Raw genomic sequence first — 20,242 nt, 5'->3', positions numbered from 1 at the left:
GAAATATCACGTCACGTATTGAGGGCCAAGAAGGCTTTTACAGGAACTTCTTACACCCTCTTCTAAAGCCTTCAAATATGGCTCAAAGCATCAAAAATAGCAGGTATCTCAAAATCCCCATGCTTCTAATCTTTGAGAATCCCTCTATTTTGCAATTCGCGGATAAGGCTCGCCCCATCATTAGCTTCAGACCAGCTCTTACCTTTAGTAATTTCTTGAGCGCGGCTATCTCCCCACACTCGTCCCGAGGCTAGAACGGACTCGCCAATCGTCAGATTACGGATCAAAATAGCAGCAACGTTCTGAGGGTAACGCACAGCAAACCCGTTATAAATTTCGGGGTCTCGCTGCCCATCGTCCCCAATAAGAATCCACTTCATCTCAGGGAATTCTGCAGCAAGACGCTTAAGCGACTCCACCTTATGTTCTGTACCGGAACGGAACCAATGTTGAGGGGTCGGCCCCCAGTCCGTTAAAAGAAACGTCCCTTTAGGGTAAGCATTACGTGATAGGAAACGTTGCAACGTAGGCGTTACATTCCACGCCCCTGTTGATAGGTACATGAAAGGGGCATAAGGATGTTCACGGTGTATACGGTCTAAAAGAACGGACATACCGGGAGTGGGAATACGCGCGTGCTCATTCAAAACAAAGGAGTTCCACGCAGCTAAGAGTGGACGAGGCAGAGCCGTTACCATGACGGTATCGTCAACATCGCAAATAACACCAATTTTTTGTTCTGGAGGAACAACATACACGGTTGTTTCTGCGCTCTCTCCCCCAAGAACTGACATGGTTACCCGATGTAAACCAGGCTCGAGAGAAATCTCTAATTGCGCATCAAGTACACCACCACGATCTGTCCTGAGTAAGAATATCTGTGAACCAATCTGAACCGACACTTCGGCATGAGCAATCGCTATCGCGGTGAAAGAACGCCAACCACGAATTTTTTGTTCGGGCGCATCATCATGCCCCGCATTAAAAAACTTTTCAAAGAGGTCAGTTTTGTAGAGTGCTCGCCCTAAGACACGAATCCAGCGTGTTGTGCCATAGCCAACGCTGGGAACGAATACGGGCTCTTTAGCTGCCTTGCGAGCTCGCTTTTCTCTCCATTGGTGGATATAACCCGCCACACGATATCCCAGATGAGCAGCACCATCAGCGGCTTCGGTGGCCATCTGGCGCAGATCTTGAGTACCTAATGAATCCATACCTCTAGTTTTTCACATTAACGAAACAATGGTGTGAAGATTCGTCTTATAACGAACCTTCACACCATTAAAAAGTTTTTCTTTTAGTGCATTGTCAGGACGCAATGAGCAGACCCTTTACCTTCTGCTTCAGCAGATTCTACAGGCTCAAAAATTCCCATCGATTTGATAGCGCACCGAACAGTCTCTTCAGGTGTTTTAGCATAAACAGATACCGCAATAACATGACCTGATAAGTCATGGATGTCGTCTGCGTTAACTCGGTAGAAGGTTGGCTCTGCGCCAAAAGAATGTTCGTTGCCAGAGAATTCTTTCTGATCGATAAAGAAACGCGCTGTACCAGGTTGTGGCTTTTCACCGATTTCTGCATTGCCAGTGACCACTTCTGTCTCAATAACCACAAAGTCGCGATTTTCTTCGAAACCTGAGGTCTTTTCGATGGTAAGACCAGGAACTGATCCTTCAGCGCAACCACTAAGTAGAGCCGTTGCGACCAATGCAATTGAAGCGAAAACTGATTTATTAGCCATACCCAAAAATATAGCGTGTTCCGAGTAAAAGACGGGGTATATTTCAGGTATTTTGCGACAGTTCGTCAATAAATTTTGTGGGGTAAAGTTTTCTCTTCAGGTATCCCCTAACATGCTATGCTCCGTAAACCTATCAGATTTGATGCTCGGTCTTGGCTCAAATGTGCACCATCAAAGCTGCGCTGTCCCCTTCCTGAGGATAAAAAATGCTGGCTTGGATTGTATCCAAGCCAGCATCTCAGTGGTGGAGATAAGGGGACTCGAACCCCTGACCCCTTGCATGCCATGCAAGTGCGCTACCAGCTGCGCCATATCCCCATATATAAATTTTTCTTGTACCAAAGTACTCATCCATCATACACGACAGAAAAGATAGGAGGCAAATATCTTGAGTAGATTTTTGCCATGATTCTTTTGACTCATCGTTTTTCTTACAGAAGCTAAACATCTCAAACTATGTGTTTGCGCTATGTTTAACCTCTGCAAGAAATACGGCCTCAGATGTTAGCCTTCGTCTTCACGAATCATTTGTTGATCTTTTTCTTGATCAATCGTTTCTTCTACCACGGGTGCTTCGCTCTCTAGTCCAAGAGTAATACGTGGAGCATCAGACCATAAACGATCAAGAGCATAGAAAGCACGGTCTTCTTCATGCTGAACATGAATCACGATATCTTCAAAATCTAGAAGAACCCAACGTCCGCCAGAACGACCTTCACGGCGAACGGGTTTCATATCCATTTTTTCACGAAGGTCATCTTCCACCGCGTCAACAATGGCGTTAACAAGACGCTCGTTATGCGCTGAGACAACGAGGAAGCCGTCAATAAGGCCCATTCTCTCGGCAGTATCTACAGCAAAGAGGTTTGTTCCTTGCTTATCCTCAGCAGCTTGAGCCGCAATTTTTAATGCTTCGACAGATCGAGGGGAAGCAGTCATCGTGTCCTTTCATGACACTTCGCATCCAGTGAAAATCTAGGACACGAATCATCTGAGATAAAAATTATTGAAAGAATACAAACCATACAGCAATAACAGCCGCAAGAACAAGAGCCAGCAAAATAAAGAGCCACACTTTAGAGGAAGACTCTACTTCATTCTCTGTATTCTCAGATGCTGATAACGCTGAATAGTCTGTGTTCTCATATTCTTCAGCATTTACTAACGAAGAAGAATCATTGTTGTATTTGGCGCTCGAAGCAGCAAGCTGCTCACGAATACTCATCGTTTCTTGTGTCATAGCAGAGCTATCGGCAACAGAATCTTGACTCTTAGCTGTTTTCTGGGCAATAGAGGCAACATCGTCAGCAAAATTCACTGATTCAAAGGAAGTATCTTTTGCAACAACAGGCAGAGCACCAAAGGATGTTTCACCCGTAGATTCTACGGTGTCTTGAGGTGCCACAGTATTTTCCGTGGTGCTTGAGGCTTCAGCAGTTGCGTCTTCTTCTGTTGCAGAGGCCAAACTACCCTCCCACGGAATAGCCGCAGTAGAGTCTACTGCTTGTTCAGCAGGTAAGGTTTCTTCTTCAGTATCAGCAAGGGTCTCTTCTGGGACATGGTAACCACAAGATTCCAAATCTAAGCCGTGAGCATCTACTGCCGCGACAGGCTTCGGCAAACTTTGCTCTTCAGGCTGTTCTTCTCGCTCGTTTTCAGACGCAGTTTCGATTGGAGTTTCTGATACGGAGGAGTTATCCGCCTCAGCTTCTGCTGTATCGACCGCTTCGCTCTCTTCAAATTCTTCTGCGCTCACCAGTTCATCTTCAGCAAAAGAATAGTCACTTGCAGAGACAGCATGCGCAGGAACATCAGGAGCCTCTGCCTGCTCCCCATCTGAGGGCAAAGAAGAAACCTCTTCACCTAGAGCAGTAGCTATCACACCAACATCTGCACGTGTGTCATTCTCACCAGTGAACTGTTCACCGCTTAAATCATCATGAGAGTGAATATCGCCTTGTTCAGCTAGTGCAGAGAAGCGTTGTTGAACAGACAAAGCCTCATCACTAATCGACGCTTCGCCTGACCCCACATGGGCAACTGGCATATATGCGACAGTCTCTTCAGGTAGTTCAGTCCCATCACGTAAAGCACGCAAATACGCTGCAGCATCAATACGATAACGCGCAAGACGGCGTGGCCCCATGGGGCGAGTAGGAGGCGGAACCTCAATTCCGTCTTCGGTCACAAAGGATTCGTAGAGGTAAGAGTCCTCCAATGAATCTTTCTGTTCCTCAGCGTTATGTTCTGTCACTGATTCCCCTCAAACTATTAGCATCGAATAAATCATATTCTTTTGAAGATTTTACCAACTAATACAGTGCGGCACGATCTTTATCTCATTATATGTTCATCTTAAAAGAACAACCGCTACTTTTGTGTTGGTGTCTTGTTTATTCTCTTACGTAATACTGAATTGTAAAAGGAACCAATAATATAAATCTTATGGCGACACAGCCCCTTTTTTTATGGGATAGTACGCAGGTACGGTTCTTCTTTACCGCTCGGCGATGTTCTTCTCATCCAAAGATTTTCCATCATATAAATGATGTTTATCGATATAACGGACAACTCCATCAGGAACCAGATACCAAATAGGTGCTTGCGCCATCGCTCTATCCCTAATATCGGTTGAAGAAATCGCCAATGCAGGAACTTCCATCAAGATATAGTTTTCTTGGTCAATTTCTGGTTTTTCAAGTTCGTGACCAGGGCGTGTTACCCCCACAAAAAACGCGAGGTCCCACAACTTATCCGAATCTTTCCAGGTCAGAAGCTGATTCATAGCATCAGCACCAGTAATAAAGAACAAATCACAATCGGGGCGTTGTTCCTTCAACTCTGTTAGCGTATCAATCGTGTACGTAGGGCCCGCCCGGTCTATATCAATCCGGCTCACCGTAAACGTAGGATTAGAAGCGGTCGCAATAACCGTCATCAAATAACGATCCTCGGGAGGGGTTACCGTCCGCTGCTTACTTTTCTGAAGAGGTAACCCCGTCGGAACGAACATTACTTCGTCTAAATCTAAACGAGCAGCAACCTCGCTAGCTGCCACCAAGTGACCATGATGAATGGGGTCGAAAGTACCACCCATAACTCCTAATCGGGTACGACCAGGAACACGAGAAAGCATATTTTTTGGGGCTGATTGACCAGTATTTTCCTGACGCACAGGACTCCTTGACGTGAACATCATGCCTCATCAGCTCCAGAGCTATATCCTTTATATCTCTATATCTCTTGAGCCAAAGATGCAGCTCTAATGACTATGCTTTGCGTGATAATCAGCGAGCGCTTCAACTTCATCGCTACCAATATGATTAGGTCCGTGCTCAGGGCGAACAATACCACGACCGCTAAAAGAAATGCAGATAAAGAACATCACGGTAAAAGCGATAACCGCCAATGCTAAATACACATAGGTTGGAATGCCGTATACAAGATGTTCCGCGTGTTCGCCGTGCTCACTCGCTAAAATTAGTGCCTCACGCATATTCGAAGTTCCTTCCATCAAAGTAATGATTGTGTGGTGCAGGCTCAAAGCCCACTCATATGCTACCTGTTATCTCACTCTTAATGTGAGATAACACCAACGAGAAAATAGAATCTTAGCCAATTCTCCGCTCAGAGATTGGACCCTGCGTACAGCAAAGAAAACTCAACGGCTAATTGTTCTTTTTCTTAGCGTCCACGGATTCAGTCCAAACCCCTGCAACTCTTTCTGCTTCAAGCTCTGCACGAGCAGCAGCTTTAGCATCCATGCGGTCTTTATACTCAGCACGTTTTTCAGCTCGAGTCGGACGAACGATTTCTTCAAGACGTACGTCGGTTCCACGAGGAGATGTCAGAAGTTCTGCACCACCAACCATCGTAGGCTCCCAATCGAAGATAACAGAATCGTTCGATTCACCAATGACGACAGCGTCCCCTGCGCGGGCACCTTGTTTAAAGAGTTCTTCTTCAATGCCAAGACGAGCAAAACGGTCGGCAAGGTATCCGACAGCTTCATCATTGTTGAAATCTGTTTGCAGAATCCATTTTTCAGGTTTTTTGCCAATGACGCGGAAGAGAGGTTCAAGATTTCGTTCTTCACGACGAATCATAAATTCTTGCTGTTTACGGTGACGGAATCCTTTAGGACGAATAACCGCAACGTCTTCGCCCGCTTGTTCTTTTTCTGCAGCTCTGCGGTCTCTGTCTTCTTGTACGAGTTTTGCCATCGCAAAGGTAAGCTGACGTAGACCCTCGTGTGATGCCGTAGAAATCTCAAATACTTCGTAACCACGCTCTTCAAACTCAGGACGCACAAAATCAGCTAGTTCACGAGCTTCAGGTACATCAATTTTGTTGAGCACAATAATTTGAGGACGTTCATGCAAAGGAACTGTCACACCAGCGGTAGGATCAACTTCATAGTTTTCAAGTTCACCGAGAATAATGTCGAAGTCAGAGATGGGGTCACGCCCCGGTTCCAAGGTGGCACAGTCAATGACGTGGACGAGAGCAGAAGAACGTTCAACATGGCGTAGGAAACGGTGTCCTAGCCCTTTACCATCTGAAGCGCCTTCGATAAGACCGGGAACGTCTGCTACCGTGTACCGCACGTCACCGGCTTGTACTACGCCCAAATTGGGAATCAAAGTAGTGAAAGGGTAGTCAGCAATTTTAGGACGTGCAGCAGAGATGGCTGCAATCAGAGAAGATTTTCCGGCAGAGGGGAATCCTACGAGGGCAATATCTGCAATTGATTTCAGTTCAAGAACAATATCGCGTTCTTCACCGGGGATACCTAATAGAGCGAAGCCTGGTGCTTTACGTTTTGCAGATGCTAAGGCAGCATTTCCCAGTCCGCCTTGTCCTCCACGGGCAGCAATAAACTCATCACCAATATGTAATAAGTCTGCAAGAACATTGCCGTCTTTATCTTTGACGACGGTTCCTTCAGGTACTGATAGTACGAGATTTTCCCCGTTGAAACCATGGTGCATATCTCCACGTCCAATATCTCCATGAGGGGCACGCTGGTGTGGGGTGTGATGATATTCCAATAAGGTGGTGGATTGCCCGTCAACGGTGAGAATGACGTCTCCGCCGTTACCGCCGTTACCGCCGTTCGGTCCGCCTAATGGTTTGAATTTCTCGCGACGAACAGATACGCAACCGTTGCCACCATGGCCACCAGATACATGCAGTACAACGCGGTCAACAAATTCTGCCACGAAAAAATTCTCCTTATTTCTTTGAGCGGCTATTTCTTATATATTTCATCGGTTGGGGAAATAGTCTCTCGGTATTGGACGCTATACCTCTAAAGGTTAATAGCTTACTATATGCAAAAGAGGGCAAACACAAGCTGTGCATGCCCTCTTTTATTCATTCCGTAATAGTTAAGATTACTCAGCTACTTCGAGAATGTTGACAACTTTACGGCCCTTACGGGTACCGAACTCAACCTGACCTGCTGCCAAAGCAAACAGAGTGTCATCTCCGCCGCGGCCAACATTGTTGCCGGGGTGGAAATGGGTGCCACGCTGGCGGACGATAATTTCGCCTGCATTGACGGTTTGACCGCCATAGCGCTTAACACCGAGGTACTGGGGGTTAGAGTCACGGCCGTTGCGGGTGGAGCTTGCGCCCTTCTTATGTGCCATCTGTGCCTACCTTAGGTAAAAGATTATGTGAAAATCCGGGACGTTCTGAACTTACGCGTTAATCGCAGTGATTTTAACGGTAGTAAGCTCTGCGCGGAAGCCCTGACGCTTCTTATAACCGGTCTTATTCTTGTACTTCTGAATAACGATTTTAGGACCGCGAAGGTCTTCAATCTTTTCAGCAGTTACCTTGGCGGAAGCCAGGGTCTTTGCATCTGCAGTGACCTTGTCCCCATCTACCAGCAGCAGTACAGGTAGCTCAATGGTGCTACCGGGCTCGCCAGCGACGCGGTCAAGGGTAACGAGGTCTCCTACGGAAACCTTTTCCTGGCGGCCGCCAGCGCGGACAATCGCGTATGCCACTTGGGAACTCACTTCTCTCGACGTCTTTATATTGAACAATTTTTCGAAAGAGCGCAGATCCTGGTACCAAAACATGTAGTGCAACAAGACTCTGAGAAGATTTCTCGTTGAATCTTGAGCTTTCTAAGGATTCGCGCTCATCGAGCTATATCTAGTAGTTTCCTACCAGTGGTAGCTATCTTAGGCTCGAACGTGTAAAACGAACTTAAGAAGCACCGAAAGACAAGACTACGACAACTACCCCCGCAAGGGCAAGTGACACGCCGAAATTGGTTCTTCAAAGAAACGAAGCTCTAGCCAACAAGCTCTCAAAAAGGCGTTTTTCATGGAAATCAGCTCGCCATCCGACACTATTCTAGCTATTTTATTGACGAAGTTCACAGCCTGATGGGCTGATGTTTGAAACTCTTCTGAAGAATACGCCTCAAGCCATTCACCATAGGGGTGCTCCCCCGCATACTCTTGATAGGCAGAGTATAGGTTTTTTCCAATCTCAGCGTATAACCAATAACACGGGAGAACAGCAGCGGCACCCACACCATAACTTTCCATGGTGCGCGCTAAAAGAAAATCAGTATAGGCCTCTGTCGTCGTACTGGGTATCCCCGTAACATACGCAGAATCCCTAAAACGACTCACCCACCGGCGATGCAACTCAGATTCAACCTCAACAGCTTCAACTGCACCGTGAGCAAAGAACATCCGTGACTCAGTGTCCGTTGCACGAATACTAACCTGCCCTAGAGCACGAGAATATTCTTTAAGATATAAACCATCTTGGTCTAAATAATAGATAAAAGCATCCTGAGGTAGAGAGCCGTCACCAAGACCTTCAACAAAAGGGCAGCTGTTAACCTGTTCTCTGATAGAGGTACTCAATTCCCAGGCGTATTCAGAGAAGCTCTCACGCAAACGCACCATGTCAAGGTCTTGAGCCTGTAGCAAATATTTATCGACATCGCTAACTCGTGCACTTTGTTCAGATATCACAGAATGAACATGATAAAAATGATCAATCGGCCCGTTCCCGCCACCAACCTCAAGTCTTTGACCGTTGTTAATAGCTCCCGTAATCCACCGTTTAACGCGTTCTAGAGAAGTCTGCCAGCACCCTGTACGCGCAAGCTCAGTCGCTAAAGCAGCAGAAAAAGAACACCCCGTACCATGTGTGGTACGAACCTGTGCACGTTCAGAAGAACCAACCCATACTGGTTCACTATGACCTGGCATCATCAGCGCATCAGAAGTTCTCTCCCCTGAACAATGTCCACCTTTAACAAGAACCGCGACTTTATAACAATCAGCTAGACGCTGCCCCTGCTCACATAAAACTGACCATTGTTCAGTAGATTCTTCACCTAGCAGAACAGCCATCTCATGAGCGTTAGGGGTGATGACATCAGCATAAGGAAATAATGAAGAAAGCTCTGCTACCGAGTCTTCTTCAGCTAAAGAATCTCCACTTGTAGCAACCATAACAGGGTCTAGAACCACAACGGGAGGACGATATTTTTGCAACCATGAACGCACAGCAGCAATGACGTCAGAAGTGCCTAACATGCCAATTTTGACAGCGTCAATATCGATATCAGAGCTGAGTGCCTCTAATTGTTGAGATAAGAACTGTGCCGGAGGAAAAAAAGCCTGTTGCACACCACGAGTGTTTTGAGCAGTCAAAGCAGTAATAGCGCTCAACCCGTACCCGCCATGCGCTGCAATAGATTTCAAGTCGGCTTGGATTCCCGCACCACCACCAGAATCAGACCCCGCGATGGTCAGCACTCTCGGATATTCGCGTGTTTGAATAGAAAGTTGATGCGGTGTTAAAGTGTCGCCCATAAAATCGACATCCCTTCGCTTGTACTAACAAGAGCAGGTTCTGCGGGTTTTTCTCAGCTCTTATGAAAGAGCACCCCGTGTCCTGATATTCATGCACCTATGGTAGAAGTGCTTAAACTAGCCTAGGAAAAATAGACTCTGACGGCTAGAGTTTTCAGCAAAGACAGCGATTATGACTCTTCTTTACAGCAAAACAAAAGATGGTGTGCTCTGTATAGAACACACCATCTTTTATCACACCGCGGAGACGATGAGATTATCGTCCTTCACGTTTAATCTGGTCGGCAGAAACCCCAACACCGAGCATGACCGTATGCTCCTCATGTTCTGAGGTTGTTGGTACTTCTGCAACAGAAGCAACAATACTTTTAGCAGCTTGTCCTTCTGAAAGTTCTTGACGCTGCACCTCAGAACCCACACCAGTGCTCACTGCTCGACGCGAACGACGTTTACGAGGTGCTGGTGTATGCTCAGGAGCCTGCTCGGGAGTGGTTACTTCCTGAACAGTTTTTTCTTCGATACTCTGCTGACGTCCAGGTTGTGCAACACCAGTTACGAGAGACTGCTGGGCTTCTTGTTCTTTAGAGATGTCAGAAACGCTCACCGCTACCGAAGAACCAGCAGACGAGACCGGTGCAGATGCCCGACGAGAACGACGACGCTTGACGGGAGTCTCCTCTTTCTGAGATGAGTCTTGCTCATCTTTACGTTGGACATCTCGACCAGCTTTTTGCGCTGCTCTCGCTCGAGCTTCTCCAGCTCGAATCGCCGCTAAACGTTCAGAGTTCTGAGTGAATCGAGAAGAAAGATTTTCATCATATTCTTGTTCAGCAGTATCCTCAGAAACAGAGCTCTGTCTTTCTTTAGAATCAAAGATTTGTTCTAAAGATTCTAAAGTAAACGAAGAATCTTCAGTTGACGATTCTTGTTCCTCTACCTGCTCATGAGCATGAGGAAGTTCAACAACTTCACCACCGATAGTAAGTACTAGCTCTGATGAGGAGTCTTCTGCCTGCTCAACGTTCTTCACGTCTACATCACGACGTGATGGTTTACGACGCTTTCGCTTACGAGAGCTCTTAGACTCTGTAACGTCCTCAGAAGCTTCATGCTCGTGTGTTGCAGCAGCGATAGACGCAACGGCAGCGCGACGAGACTCTTCACGATGATCGTGTTCGAGGTTGGACTCTTCTGCAGGGGCCTCAGCATGAGATTCACGAATACGTGCTGATTTCTGATGACGAGCACGGCGACGATCTTCACGATCAGTACGCTCATAACGGTGGATATAATCTGAAGCACCGCCAGAACGTCCTTCAAGAGGTTGGTCATGAACAAGTAGTCCACGTCCAGAGCAGTTCTCGCAGGCTTCGGAGAACACTTCAAGTAACCCAGTTCCCATGCGTTTACGTGTCATCTGAACCAGACCCAAAGATGTCACTTCAGCAACTTGGTGTTTGGTGCGGTCACGGCCAAGGCACTCTACCAGACGACGCAAAACCAATTCACGGTTTGATTCTAGAACCATGTCGATGAAGTCAATGACGATGATTCCACCGATATCACGCAAACGTAGCTGACGAACAATCTCTTCAGCTGCTTCAAGGTTATTTTTTGTAACGGTTTCTTCGAGGTTTCCGCCAGAGCCGATGAACTTTCCGGTGTTAACGTCAACAACCGTCATCGCTTCGGTCCGGTCAATGACCAAAGAACCGCCAGAAGGTAAGAAAACTTTACGATCGAGAGCTTTATGAAGTTGTTCTTCAATACGGTAGTGCTCAAAAACGTCTTCTTCGTTATCCCAGCGTTGTAGACGGTCCACAAGGTCTGGTGCCATGTAGGTTAAGTACGCTTCAATAGAGTCCCATGCGGAGTCTCCCTGTACAACCATGGCGCTGAAGTCTTCGTTAAAGACATCACGAACAGTCTTAATGGTGAGGTCTGGTTCTTGATACAGCATTTCAGGAGCCAGAGTCTTAGGCGCTTCAGCAAGCTTCTTGATGTCTTCCCATTGGGCGCGTAGACGGTTGATATCGTGGGTGAGCTCATCTTCAGAAGCTCCCTCCGCTGCAGTTCGGACGATTACGCCGGCACCTTCAGGGAGTTTATCCTTGAGAATTTTCTTAAGACGAGCGCGTTCGGTGTCCGGTAGTTTACGGGAAATGCCGGTCATAGAGCCGCCAGGAACGTACACCAAGAAACGTCCTGGTAACGATACCTGACTTGTTAGGCGAGCGCCTTTATGGCCTACAGGGTCTTTCGTAACTTGTACGAGTACGGAGTCGCCTGATTTGAGGGCGTTTTCAATTTTTCGTGGAGTACCTTCTAATCCGGAGACATCCCAGTTAACTTCGCCGGCGTAGAGCACTGCGTTTCGTCCACGTCCGATGTCGATGAAGGCTGCTTCCATGGAAGGAAGAACGTTCTGAACCTTACCAAGGTAGACGTTACCGATGAGAGAATCTTGTTGAGTTTTTGAGACAAAGTGCTCTGCTAGTACGCCGTCTTCGAGAACACCAATTTGGATTCTGTCGTCTTTTTGTCGAACAATCATCTGTCGTTCAACAGATTCACGGCGTGCGAGGAATTCTGCTTCGGTGATGCCGCGCTGACGGCGCCCTGAATGGCGTGATTCACGGCGACGAATTTTCTTAGCTTCAAGACGGGTAGAGCCACGTACTCCGGTAACACGGTTTGTAGTGTGTGAGTCTGATAGGCGTGGGGTGCGTACCTTGGTGACGGTATTTTCTGGATCGCCCTCGGTGCCACCTTCAATTTCGATGTCTTGTTCTCCGCGGCGACGGCGACGACGGCGACGTGAGGTGACTTCGTCATCGTCAAGAGTGATTTCTGCGAGTCGGCGTTGACGGCGTTCTGCTTCGAGTGCTTCGCGGCGAGCTTCACGTTCTGCACGAGCTTTTTCAGCGATTTCTTCAAGGTTTGGTGAGAAGAATAAGAGGTTTGAGGTTGAAGCTGCAGCGGTAAGGTTTTTGAGTTCTTCTGCGAGAATTTCTTTTTGTGTTTTAGGCTGAGGTTTTTCTTCTGGCTCAGGTTCTGTTTCAGAAGAATCTTCTTCAGGGGTCTTAGCAGGTTCTGAGCTGTTTTCGTCCTCAGTCTCGTGGTTTTCCGTTTCAGTTTCTGAGGTCTCTTCTACTGTTGAAGTCTCTTCTGTTTCCGGTGTTAACGAGTTGTCTTCTGGGGTGGTTTGTGATGATGGTGAATCCGCTTCGGTTTCGTTCACCTCAACATCATGTTTGATGTTTTCACTCATAGTATGTACGTTCTCCTGCATAAGGAACTAACCGCATTTAGCTCTTACGCTTCAGGTGAGAAAATCTCACAAAAGCTTATTCTTGCTCGGCTCGTTTCAAACGCTATAGCAACGCTATTGTTCGTTGTCTGATACAAGTTCTAGCGTGTTGTTTCTTTACCTTAGAACACGTCTGAAGGCATATTGCAGGTTTTCACGCGATGAGCTGAGCCAGTAGTTTCCCCGAGTCTGTGCGTTACGCACTGAACTTTTATTGCGCTATGTCTCATCTGATTAACGCGGTGTCGGTACCACCTACTGGATAGCTACTTCTGTATGCGGGCAGAAGACTACCAATGTTCATTCTCTCATATACTTCCTAAAATCGGTGCCCTTAAAGCATTCTTTCGAGAAAAGAAAAGCCAATACTTAGCTTCACACAGTAGGATAGTTAACGTTTTGTACCCCGTGTGGAGAATCCCATGACCTATACTCCAGAAGAAAAACTCATCGACGACGGCTCCATAACAATGAGCGACGCAGAGCAGGCAAGTTTTGACCGTCGCCTTGCCTTTTTGGTGCTTGTTGCTGGTGCTATTGCTTTCGTGTCTTCGTGCATGCTTGTTTTTGAACGTCTACAAATTTATATTGACGCTTCGCATGTTTCTTCATGTGATGTTAATGCCTTGCTCAATTGTGGTACGGTCATGCGCACCCCCTATGCTGAGGCTTTTGGGTTTCCTAATCCGTTTATTGGGTTAGTAGGTTATGCCATTGTTCTGACGATTAGCACCGCTATTTTGGCTGGTGCTCGTTTTAGTCGCTGGTATTGGTTAGCAATGAACATCGGGCATTTGTTAGCAACAGTCTTCGTTTTTTGGCTCTGGTATAACACCACGTTCAAAATCAATGCTTTGTGTCTTTTCTGTATGTTTGTGTGGGTTACCCAAATCATTATGATGGGGAAGATTACTGCACGAAATATTATTGCGGGAATTATACCGGCGCCTTTTCACCTGCGTGAGACGGTAGCTGGGTGGTCATGGTTTGCTATTGTTTTAGTTTTTGTTCTCATCTTCGGAATTATCTTTATCCGATTCTCCGACATCATTCTCGGGATGTTCTAAAACTTCTTGATCAACACCGACAGACAAGAGCGGGTGGGGAGAACCAAAATTTGGTTCTCCCCACCCGCTCTTAGGTGTTAGCACAATACTGGTTTAGGAATTAAACCAGATAGCAATCTCGCGTTCTGCAGATGCTACGGAGTCTGAGCCGTGAATGAGGTTCTGCTGCACGGAGGTGCTCCATGCGCGTCCATAATCTCCACGAATCGTTCCGGCAGGGGCACTGACGGGGTTAGACGGTCCCATGATAGTTCGGATAGCTTCTACGACGTCCTCACCTTCAAAGACCGCTGCTACCACTGGGCCAGAGAGCATGAACTCTAAAAGCGCTGGGTAAAACGGTTTTTCAAGGTGTTCACTATAGTGCTGCGCCAAAAGACTTTCAGTGGGCGTGATCATTTTCATCTGAGCTAGAGTGTATCCTTTTCGCTCAATACGATGAAGAATCTCCCCCACTAATTGACGTTTGACACCGTCAGGTTTAATCAGAATCAGAGTACGTTCGCTCATGAACGGAACCTTCCTTGTGAAGCAACATCTTGCACCTAGTGTAACAGGGGTTACAGGTTTTTCTGTTGTTTCTCCCACTCAAGCTGTTCACGTTCACGCTCTTTATTCTCGCGGTCAAGACGTTCACCGGCACGTACCGCATACCAATACGCAGCCGTAAAGCACAACCCGATGAACACTAATGACGGTAACGCCACACCAGCAAGAATCAATAAACCTTGCAAGGCCCACCCAAAGGTATAGCCCCATGGTTTACGCAAAAATGCTGGCGCAGCTAAAAACGCACCAATTAAGGCAAGTCCTAACACCCAAATCATGATTTTATAGAGGAGAGGGCTATTGAAATTCAATCCAAAAATTGCCAATGTTGCAAAGAACGCTACAAAAGCCTCCAATGTTAGCACGGTAGAAGAAAACATCACCTTGATAGAGCTTGGTTTCTTCACCTGCCCTGGGCGCCACTGACGCTGAGCCTTCGTCAAACGAACCATTATGCTCCTTCCCCATCAGGCAACCACGAAGAACGCACTTGCCCGATGACCGTAATGGAACCAGTAATCAGGATGGCTGAAGCGTGTTCTTCATGTTCTAGGCTCTGATCGACAGCAGCACTCAAAGCATCGTCAAGACGCTCATAGGTCTGAAGATCGAACTCTGAAAGCCCAGCATCAAGAGCCATATCTTTAAGAGTGTCTACGTCAATGGCCCGAGCAGAGTCAGATGCAGTGAGGTATAGCTTCGTCTGAAAATCAGCAGAATCAAAGTATTCTTCACGAATTGTTTCAAAGATGCCCACGGCATCCTTCTCCCCCAAAACACCAATCACGATGCCCAAAGAACCGACAGCAAAAGATTCTTTAAAAGCGTGGGCAGAAGCCCGAATACCGTGAGGGTTATGGGCGGCATCAAGAATAATTGTCGGAGCAGTCTTGAGAACTTCTAAACGTCCGGGAGAAGTTAATTCCTCCCATCCTTGGCGAATCAGCTCAACGTTGAGAGGTTTTTCCGTCCCTCCTAAAAATGCTTCAACCGCAGCGATAGCTACCGCAGCATTTTGACTTTGGTGTTCACCAAAGAGAGGAACAGGAACATCAGTATAGGTATCCGCTAATCCACGAATATCGACCATCTGACCGCCAACACCTGGACGACGGTCAAGAACACCGAATTCAACACCCTCAAAACGATACCCAGCAGAAACTGCTTGCGCCCGTTCTAAGAGAACCTGAGCAGCTTCTGGGTCTTGCACAGCGCTAATGAGCATCCCATGCTCTTTGATGATCCCTGATTTTTCAGCAGCAATCTCAGCTAATGTTTGCCCCAAAATATCAGTATGGTCATAGGAGATAGGTGTTACAATAGAAACTTGAGCTTGCGCAACATTCGTAGCATCCCACACTCCACCAATACCAACTTCAAGAACAACAACGTCTACTGGCTCATCAGCAAAAATGGCGAAGGCAAGAATCGTAAGTGCCTCAAAATAGGTGATACGAGGCTCACCAGCAGCACTCAACTGTGCATCCACTATATCCAGATAAGGACGAATCTCTTGCCAGATGCGCACGAACGTCTCATCAGATACCGGATGCCCATCAATACTGATACGCTCTGTTACTTTACTCAGATGCGGGCTAGTGTACCGCCCTGTTCGTAAATCATGAGCCATCAATAAACGCTCAATCATACGTGCTGTTGAGGTTTTACCGTTCGTACCGGTGATATGAATAACGGGAGCTGCCTGATGAGGCGCACCCAAAATATCTAAAGCGTCCTGAACCGCATTAAGCCTCGGTGCCATCGCATTTTCAGGGGCACGAGAGAGTAACTCTTGATAAACGCCCTCAACGCCGTAGGTATCTTCAGTAGAAGTATCTACGGCGTTTGAGGTGTTCAACAAGGATTGAGAATCCATGTTTTCTGACAAAATTAGGCCTTCTTCACAGTAATAGAAAGTTCTGAAGCGTCCTGATAGTGTACCGAAGTTGCAAGAGTCTCACCAGCAACGAGCTGTTCAAAACCTTGCACAGCTTGACGAATCTGCTCAGGTGCAGCGACCGTCAACTCAATACGGTCAGAGACAACCAACTGAGCGTCTTTACGAGCCTGCTGAATTGCGCGAATCACGTCACGAGCGATTCCTTCTGCTTCAAGCTCTGCCGTCAACTGAGTATCAAGGACTAAGAACCCTCCACCAGGAAGAACAGAAACTGCCTGATGAGCCTGTCCAGCAGATTCATCAACGGTAGTTTGCAGTTCGTACTCATGAGGTTCCAGAGCAATAGAACCTCCAGCAACACTCACTGTGCCGTCTTCGGCAACAGACCAGTCTCCGGTCTTTGTCGCTTTGATAGCTTGCTGAACATTTTTTCCAAGACGAGGTCCAGCCGCGCGTGCGTTAACCTTTAGCTGCTGTGAAATACCAAAATCTGCAGGCTTCACATCGGCAGCATCAAGAAGCTGTACCTTTTTCAGGTTAAGTTCATCAGCAATAATATTCTCGTATACCCCAGACAACGCCGCACCATGAGCAACAGCAACAGTAAGAGAGCTCAAAGGTTGACGCACACGTAGTTTATGGGTTTTACGAAGAGACGAACCTGCAGAGCAAATCGAACGAGTTGTCTCCATCAGAGCAATAAGGTCGCTCTCGTCAGTAAATGATTCAACATCTGGCCAGTCAGTAAGGTGCACAGAACGCTCACCGGTTAGACCGCGGTAAATTTCTTCGCTCACAAGAGGAAGTAAAGGAGCTGCTACTTTTACAACGGTCGTCAACGCTGTGTAGAGCACGTCGAAAGCAACGGTATCTTCTTCAAAGAAACGTTCACGAGAACGACGCACATACCAGTTGGTTAAGGTGTCTGTGTAATGACGTAACGCTTCTGTTGCACCGCTGACGTCGTAGGAGTCCATGGCTTCAGTTACGGCAGTGATGAGTTCACGCGTTTTGCCGAGGATAAAACGGTCCATCACGTGCTCAGAGGTGTAACGTAGTTGAGCTTGGTATCCGGCACCTTGGTGAGCGGCGTTCGTATATAGAGCAAAGAAATGATAGACGTTCCATAACGGAAGCATCACTTGACGGACACCTTCACGGATTCCTTCTTCTGTCACGATGAGGTTTCCGCCACGCAAAATAGGTGAAGAAACTAGGAACCAGCGCATTGCGTCAGAACCATCACGGTCAAGAACTTCAGAGACATCCGGATAGTTCCGTAGAGACTTCGACATTTTCTGGCCATCGGAGCCAAGTACAATGCCGTGCGAGATGACGTTTGTAAAGGCGGGACGGTCAAAGAGTGCAGTAGCAAGGATGTGAAGGGTATAGAACCATCCGCGAGTCTGTCCGATGTATTCTACGATGAAGTCAGCTGGATTATGATTTTCGAACCATTCTTTATTCTCGAAAGGATAATGCACCTGTGCGTAGGGCATAGAACCAGAATCGAACCATACGTCAAGGACATCTTCTACACGACGCATCGTCGATTTTCCGGTGGGATCATCGGGGTTAGGTCGAGTCAATTCATCGATGTAGGGGCGGTGTAGGTCTGGTTCGCCATCTTTGTTCAAAGGTAGACGCCCAAAGTCAGCTTCAAGTTCAGCTAAGGAACCGTACACATCCATGCGAGGGTAGTTCGGGTCGTCAGAGACCCAGACAGGAATGGGTGAACCCCAGAAACGGTTTCGGGAGATGGACCAGTCACGGGCGTTCTCTACCCATTTACCGAATTGTCCGTCTTTAACATTTTCAGGAATCCAGTTAATCTGCTGGTTTAATTCGCTCATGCGGTCTTTAAAGTCGGTGACTTTGACATACCATGAGGTGATGGCACGGTAGACCAATGGTGTGCGGCAACGCCAGCAGTGTGGGTAGGAGTGCACGTAAGATTTTTCACGTAGTAAAGTACCCTGCGCTTTGAGCGCGTTGATGATGGTGCGGTTTGCATCAAAAATTTGTACGCCAGCAATGTCAGCAAGCTCGTTCTGACCGCTTGGAGTCTTTTCGCTAAAGAGCGGTAAGAATTTTGCGCCTTCGTCGATGGAAAGGATAACGGGGATGCCGTATTCTTCACAGACTTTTTGGTCATCTTCACCGTAGGCAGGTGCTTGATGAACGAGGCCGGTACCGTCGCTTGTGGTGACGTATTCAGCGACAAGAATTTGCCAGGCTTTGTGGGTATTCCACTTTTCGGTATCAGTAAAGTAATCCCATAGTGGAGCGTATCGTAGACCTTCTAAATCACGACCTTGATAACGGCTGATAATAGCGTTTTGTACTTCTTGAGCCTCATCGTAGCCGAGGTCTTTAGCGTAGTTGTTTAGTAGGTCTTCGGCGATGAGGAAACGACGTTCTGCATAGTTGCCAGCACCAGCGACTACTACGTACGTGATGTCCGGCCCGACGGCGAGCGCTTGGTTCGTTGGTAGGGTCCATGGTGTGGTTGTCCATGCCATGGCTTCTACACCAGCGAGTTCTTGTGCGATGGCAGGATTTTTTGCCAGTGAAGTGTCGTTGGTAATGGTGAACGCTACAGTCACGGATGGGTCTTGGCGGTCTTTGTAGACGTCGTCGTCCATGCGGAGTTCGTGGTTAGAGAGGGGTGTTTCGTCTTTCCAGCAGTAAGGCAGTACGCGGAAGCCTTGGTAGGTGAGACCTTTGTCGTAGAGTTGTTTGAACGCCCAAATCACCGATTCCATATATTCGATGTTGAGGGTTTTATAGTCGTTTTCGAAGTCTACCCAGCGGGCCTGACGGGTGACGTAGTTTTGCCATTCATTGGTGTATTTGAGCACGGAGCTTCGTGCGGCGTCGTTGAAGCTGTCAATTCCCATGTCGAGAATTTCTTGTTTGTCGGTCATTCCCAACTGTTTCATTGCTTCAAGTTCGGCGGGAAGTCCGTGGGTGTCCCAGCCAAATCTGCGTTCAACTTTATGGCCTCGTTGGGTTTGGTAGCGGGCAACGAGATCTTTAACGTAGCCGGTGAGTAGGTGTCCGTAGTGTGGTAGTCCGTTAGCGAAGGGAGGTCCATCGTAGAAGACAAATTCGTTGGAGCCGTTTTCTCCTGCTTCACGGTATGCCACTGATTCAGCGAAGGTTCCGTCGTTCTTCCAGTATTCGAGGATGGATTCTTCAAGTTTCGGGAAGGACGGTGATGATTCGACGTTTTGCGCTCCGGATGCGCTAACGCGTGGGTAGATGTTGTTCGTGGTCACGAATGATCCCTTGAGTTTTGTCAGTTGTATGGGTCATGCAAGGACGCCGTTCAAGGTGTCTTGATATGGCGCGGTACCACCTTGCTTACTGATTCTACTTAACGTGCATTGTCTCCCCAGCAGCATAGTGTTGGGGAGACAATGCAGTCGAGCGTTATCAGTCGCTTCGTGACTGCTATGACGGGCTTACCCGTCCGGTTCTACTAAGGCTGTATCTATTCCGCAGTCTATCCTCGTCGCAACGATACAGTGGACAGGTGCAGGTACGGCCTGTTCTTCCGGATTGCTCGCCGGTGATGGCCGGGTCTTTGCAACTACCTCAATTTTAGGCAGGTTTTGGGAGTCTGTCTAACAGGGTGTTTTCTGTAGTGTTCACCCCGTAAGAGGTTATCCACAGTGAAACAGTGTTTTTGAGGTCTTTTAACCCCATATCTTGTGTCAAAGCTATGTTCGAACCCTAGATAGTGGTGGTTAAGGAGTTTTTTGTGGCGAGCAGACTCACCAAAATTACAATTTTATTCTGGCGCGTTGAACA

The 20,242-nt window shown here is 47.4% G+C and carries 16 protein-coding genes, 1 tRNA gene and 1 riboswitch; of the genes, 1 reads left to right on the top strand and 16 read right to left on the bottom strand.

Going from position 1 to position 20,242, the window contains the following annotated elements:
• Nucleotides 1–125: 125 nt before the first annotated feature.
• The 12 genes from ACN08W_RS07345 to ACN08W_RS07290 all read right to left on the bottom strand — a co-directional run bounded on the left by ACN08W_RS07345 (nucleotide 126) and on the right by ACN08W_RS07290 (nucleotide 12,871).
• Nucleotides 126–1,214, bottom strand: a complete 1,089-nt coding sequence (locus ACN08W_RS07345) for an App1 family protein (protein WP_419107299.1) — start codon at nucleotides 1,212–1,214, stop codon at nucleotides 126–128.
• Between the two features lie 83 nt (nucleotides 1,215–1,297).
• A complete protein-coding gene (locus ACN08W_RS07340) occupies nucleotides 1,298–1,744 on the bottom strand; it encodes a hypothetical protein (RefSeq protein WP_419103906.1) in 447 nt (148 codons plus the stop codon).
• Between the two features lie 242 nt (nucleotides 1,745–1,986).
• A tRNA-Ala gene (locus ACN08W_RS07335) sits at nucleotides 1,987–2,062 on the bottom strand.
• Nucleotides 2,063–2,248: 186 nt separating this feature from the next.
• Nucleotides 2,249–2,683: a ribosome silencing factor gene (gene rsfS, locus ACN08W_RS07330; RefSeq protein WP_419103907.1), complete on the bottom strand. Its 435-nt coding sequence runs from the start codon at nucleotides 2,681–2,683 to the stop codon at nucleotides 2,249–2,251.
• 64 nt (nucleotides 2,684–2,747) lie between these two features.
• Nucleotides 2,748–3,998, bottom strand: coding sequence for a hypothetical protein (locus ACN08W_RS07325; protein WP_419109152.1), 1,251 nt, complete (start codon nucleotides 3,996–3,998; stop codon nucleotides 2,748–2,750).
• A 243-nt stretch (nucleotides 3,999–4,241) separates the two neighbouring features.
• Entirely contained in the window at nucleotides 4,242–4,943 is a 702-nt protein-coding gene (gene nadD / locus ACN08W_RS07320; protein WP_419103909.1) for a nicotinate-nucleotide adenylyltransferase, read from the bottom strand.
• Between the two features lie 63 nt (nucleotides 4,944–5,006).
• The gene (locus ACN08W_RS07315; protein WP_419103910.1) at nucleotides 5,007–5,240 is read right to left on the bottom strand and encodes a hypothetical protein; all 234 of its coding nucleotides are present in this window, start codon (nucleotides 5,238–5,240) and stop codon (nucleotides 5,007–5,009) included.
• Between the two features lie 172 nt (nucleotides 5,241–5,412).
• Nucleotides 5,413–6,966: a GTPase ObgE gene (obgE, locus tag ACN08W_RS07310; protein WP_419109151.1), complete on the bottom strand. Its 1,554-nt coding sequence runs from the start codon at nucleotides 6,964–6,966 to the stop codon at nucleotides 5,413–5,415.
• Nucleotides 6,967–7,140: 174 nt separating this feature from the next.
• On the bottom strand, nucleotides 7,141–7,398 hold the full coding sequence (gene rpmA, locus ACN08W_RS07305) for a 50S ribosomal protein L27 (RefSeq protein ID WP_419101340.1): 258 nt from the start codon (nucleotides 7,396–7,398) through the stop codon (nucleotides 7,141–7,143).
• 51 nt (nucleotides 7,399–7,449) lie between these two features.
• Nucleotides 7,450–7,761 carry a 50S ribosomal protein L21 gene (rplU, locus tag ACN08W_RS07300; RefSeq protein ID WP_419101641.1) on the bottom strand — a complete coding sequence of 104 codons (312 nt, stop codon included), beginning with the start codon at nucleotides 7,759–7,761 and terminating at the stop codon, nucleotides 7,450–7,452.
• Between the two features lie 237 nt (nucleotides 7,762–7,998).
• Entirely contained in the window at nucleotides 7,999–9,600 is a 1,602-nt protein-coding gene (locus ACN08W_RS07295) for a bifunctional hydroxymethylpyrimidine kinase/phosphomethylpyrimidine kinase (protein WP_419109150.1), read from the bottom strand.
• Nucleotides 9,594–9,688: riboswitch (TPP riboswitch) on the bottom strand. (Overlaps the previous gene by 7 nt.)
• A gap of 168 nt (nucleotides 9,689–9,856) precedes the next feature.
• Nucleotides 9,857–12,871: an Rne/Rng family ribonuclease gene (locus ACN08W_RS07290; protein WP_419109149.1), complete on the bottom strand. Its 3,015-nt coding sequence runs from the start codon at nucleotides 12,869–12,871 to the stop codon at nucleotides 9,857–9,859.
• Nucleotides 12,872–13,332: 461 nt separating this feature from the next.
• On the opposite strand from ACN08W_RS07290, the gene ACN08W_RS07285 reads away from it, so the two are divergent.
• Complete coding sequence (locus ACN08W_RS07285) at nucleotides 13,333–13,977, top strand: vitamin K epoxide reductase family protein (RefSeq protein WP_419109148.1); 645 nt, start codon at nucleotides 13,333–13,335, stop codon at nucleotides 13,975–13,977.
• A gap of 93 nt (nucleotides 13,978–14,070) precedes the next feature.
• On the opposite strand, the gene ndk is transcribed toward ACN08W_RS07285, so the two are convergent.
• Genes ndk through ileS form a run of 4 tightly spaced genes read right to left on the bottom strand, consistent with a single transcriptional unit; the run spans nucleotide 14,071 to nucleotide 19,707 of the window.
• Nucleotides 14,071–14,487 (bottom strand): nucleoside-diphosphate kinase, encoded by a 417-nt coding sequence (gene ndk / locus ACN08W_RS07280; protein WP_419103915.1) that lies wholly within the window; start codon nucleotides 14,485–14,487, stop codon nucleotides 14,071–14,073.
• A 50-nt stretch (nucleotides 14,488–14,537) separates the two neighbouring features.
• Nucleotides 14,538–14,978 (bottom strand): DUF4233 domain-containing protein, encoded by a 441-nt coding sequence (locus ACN08W_RS07275; RefSeq protein ID WP_419109147.1) that lies wholly within the window; start codon nucleotides 14,976–14,978, stop codon nucleotides 14,538–14,540.
• Nucleotides 14,978–16,414, bottom strand: coding sequence for a bifunctional folylpolyglutamate synthase/dihydrofolate synthase (locus tag ACN08W_RS07270; protein WP_419109146.1), 1,437 nt, complete (start codon nucleotides 16,412–16,414; stop codon nucleotides 14,978–14,980). Before ACN08W_RS07270 ends, ACN08W_RS07275 begins: the two co-directional genes overlap by 1 nt.
• 2 nt (nucleotides 16,415–16,416) lie before the next feature.
• Nucleotides 16,417–19,707, bottom strand: coding sequence for an isoleucine--tRNA ligase (ileS, locus tag ACN08W_RS07265; protein WP_419107295.1), 3,291 nt, complete (start codon nucleotides 19,705–19,707; stop codon nucleotides 16,417–16,419).
• Nucleotides 19,708–20,242: the final 535 nt, after the last annotated feature.

The sequence above is a fragment of the Rothia sp. CCM 9419 genome (assembly GCF_048512815.1).
Classification (GTDB): Bacteria; Actinomycetota; Actinomycetes; order Actinomycetales; family Micrococcaceae; genus Rothia.
This window is presented reverse-complemented; position numbering and strand designations above follow the sequence as displayed.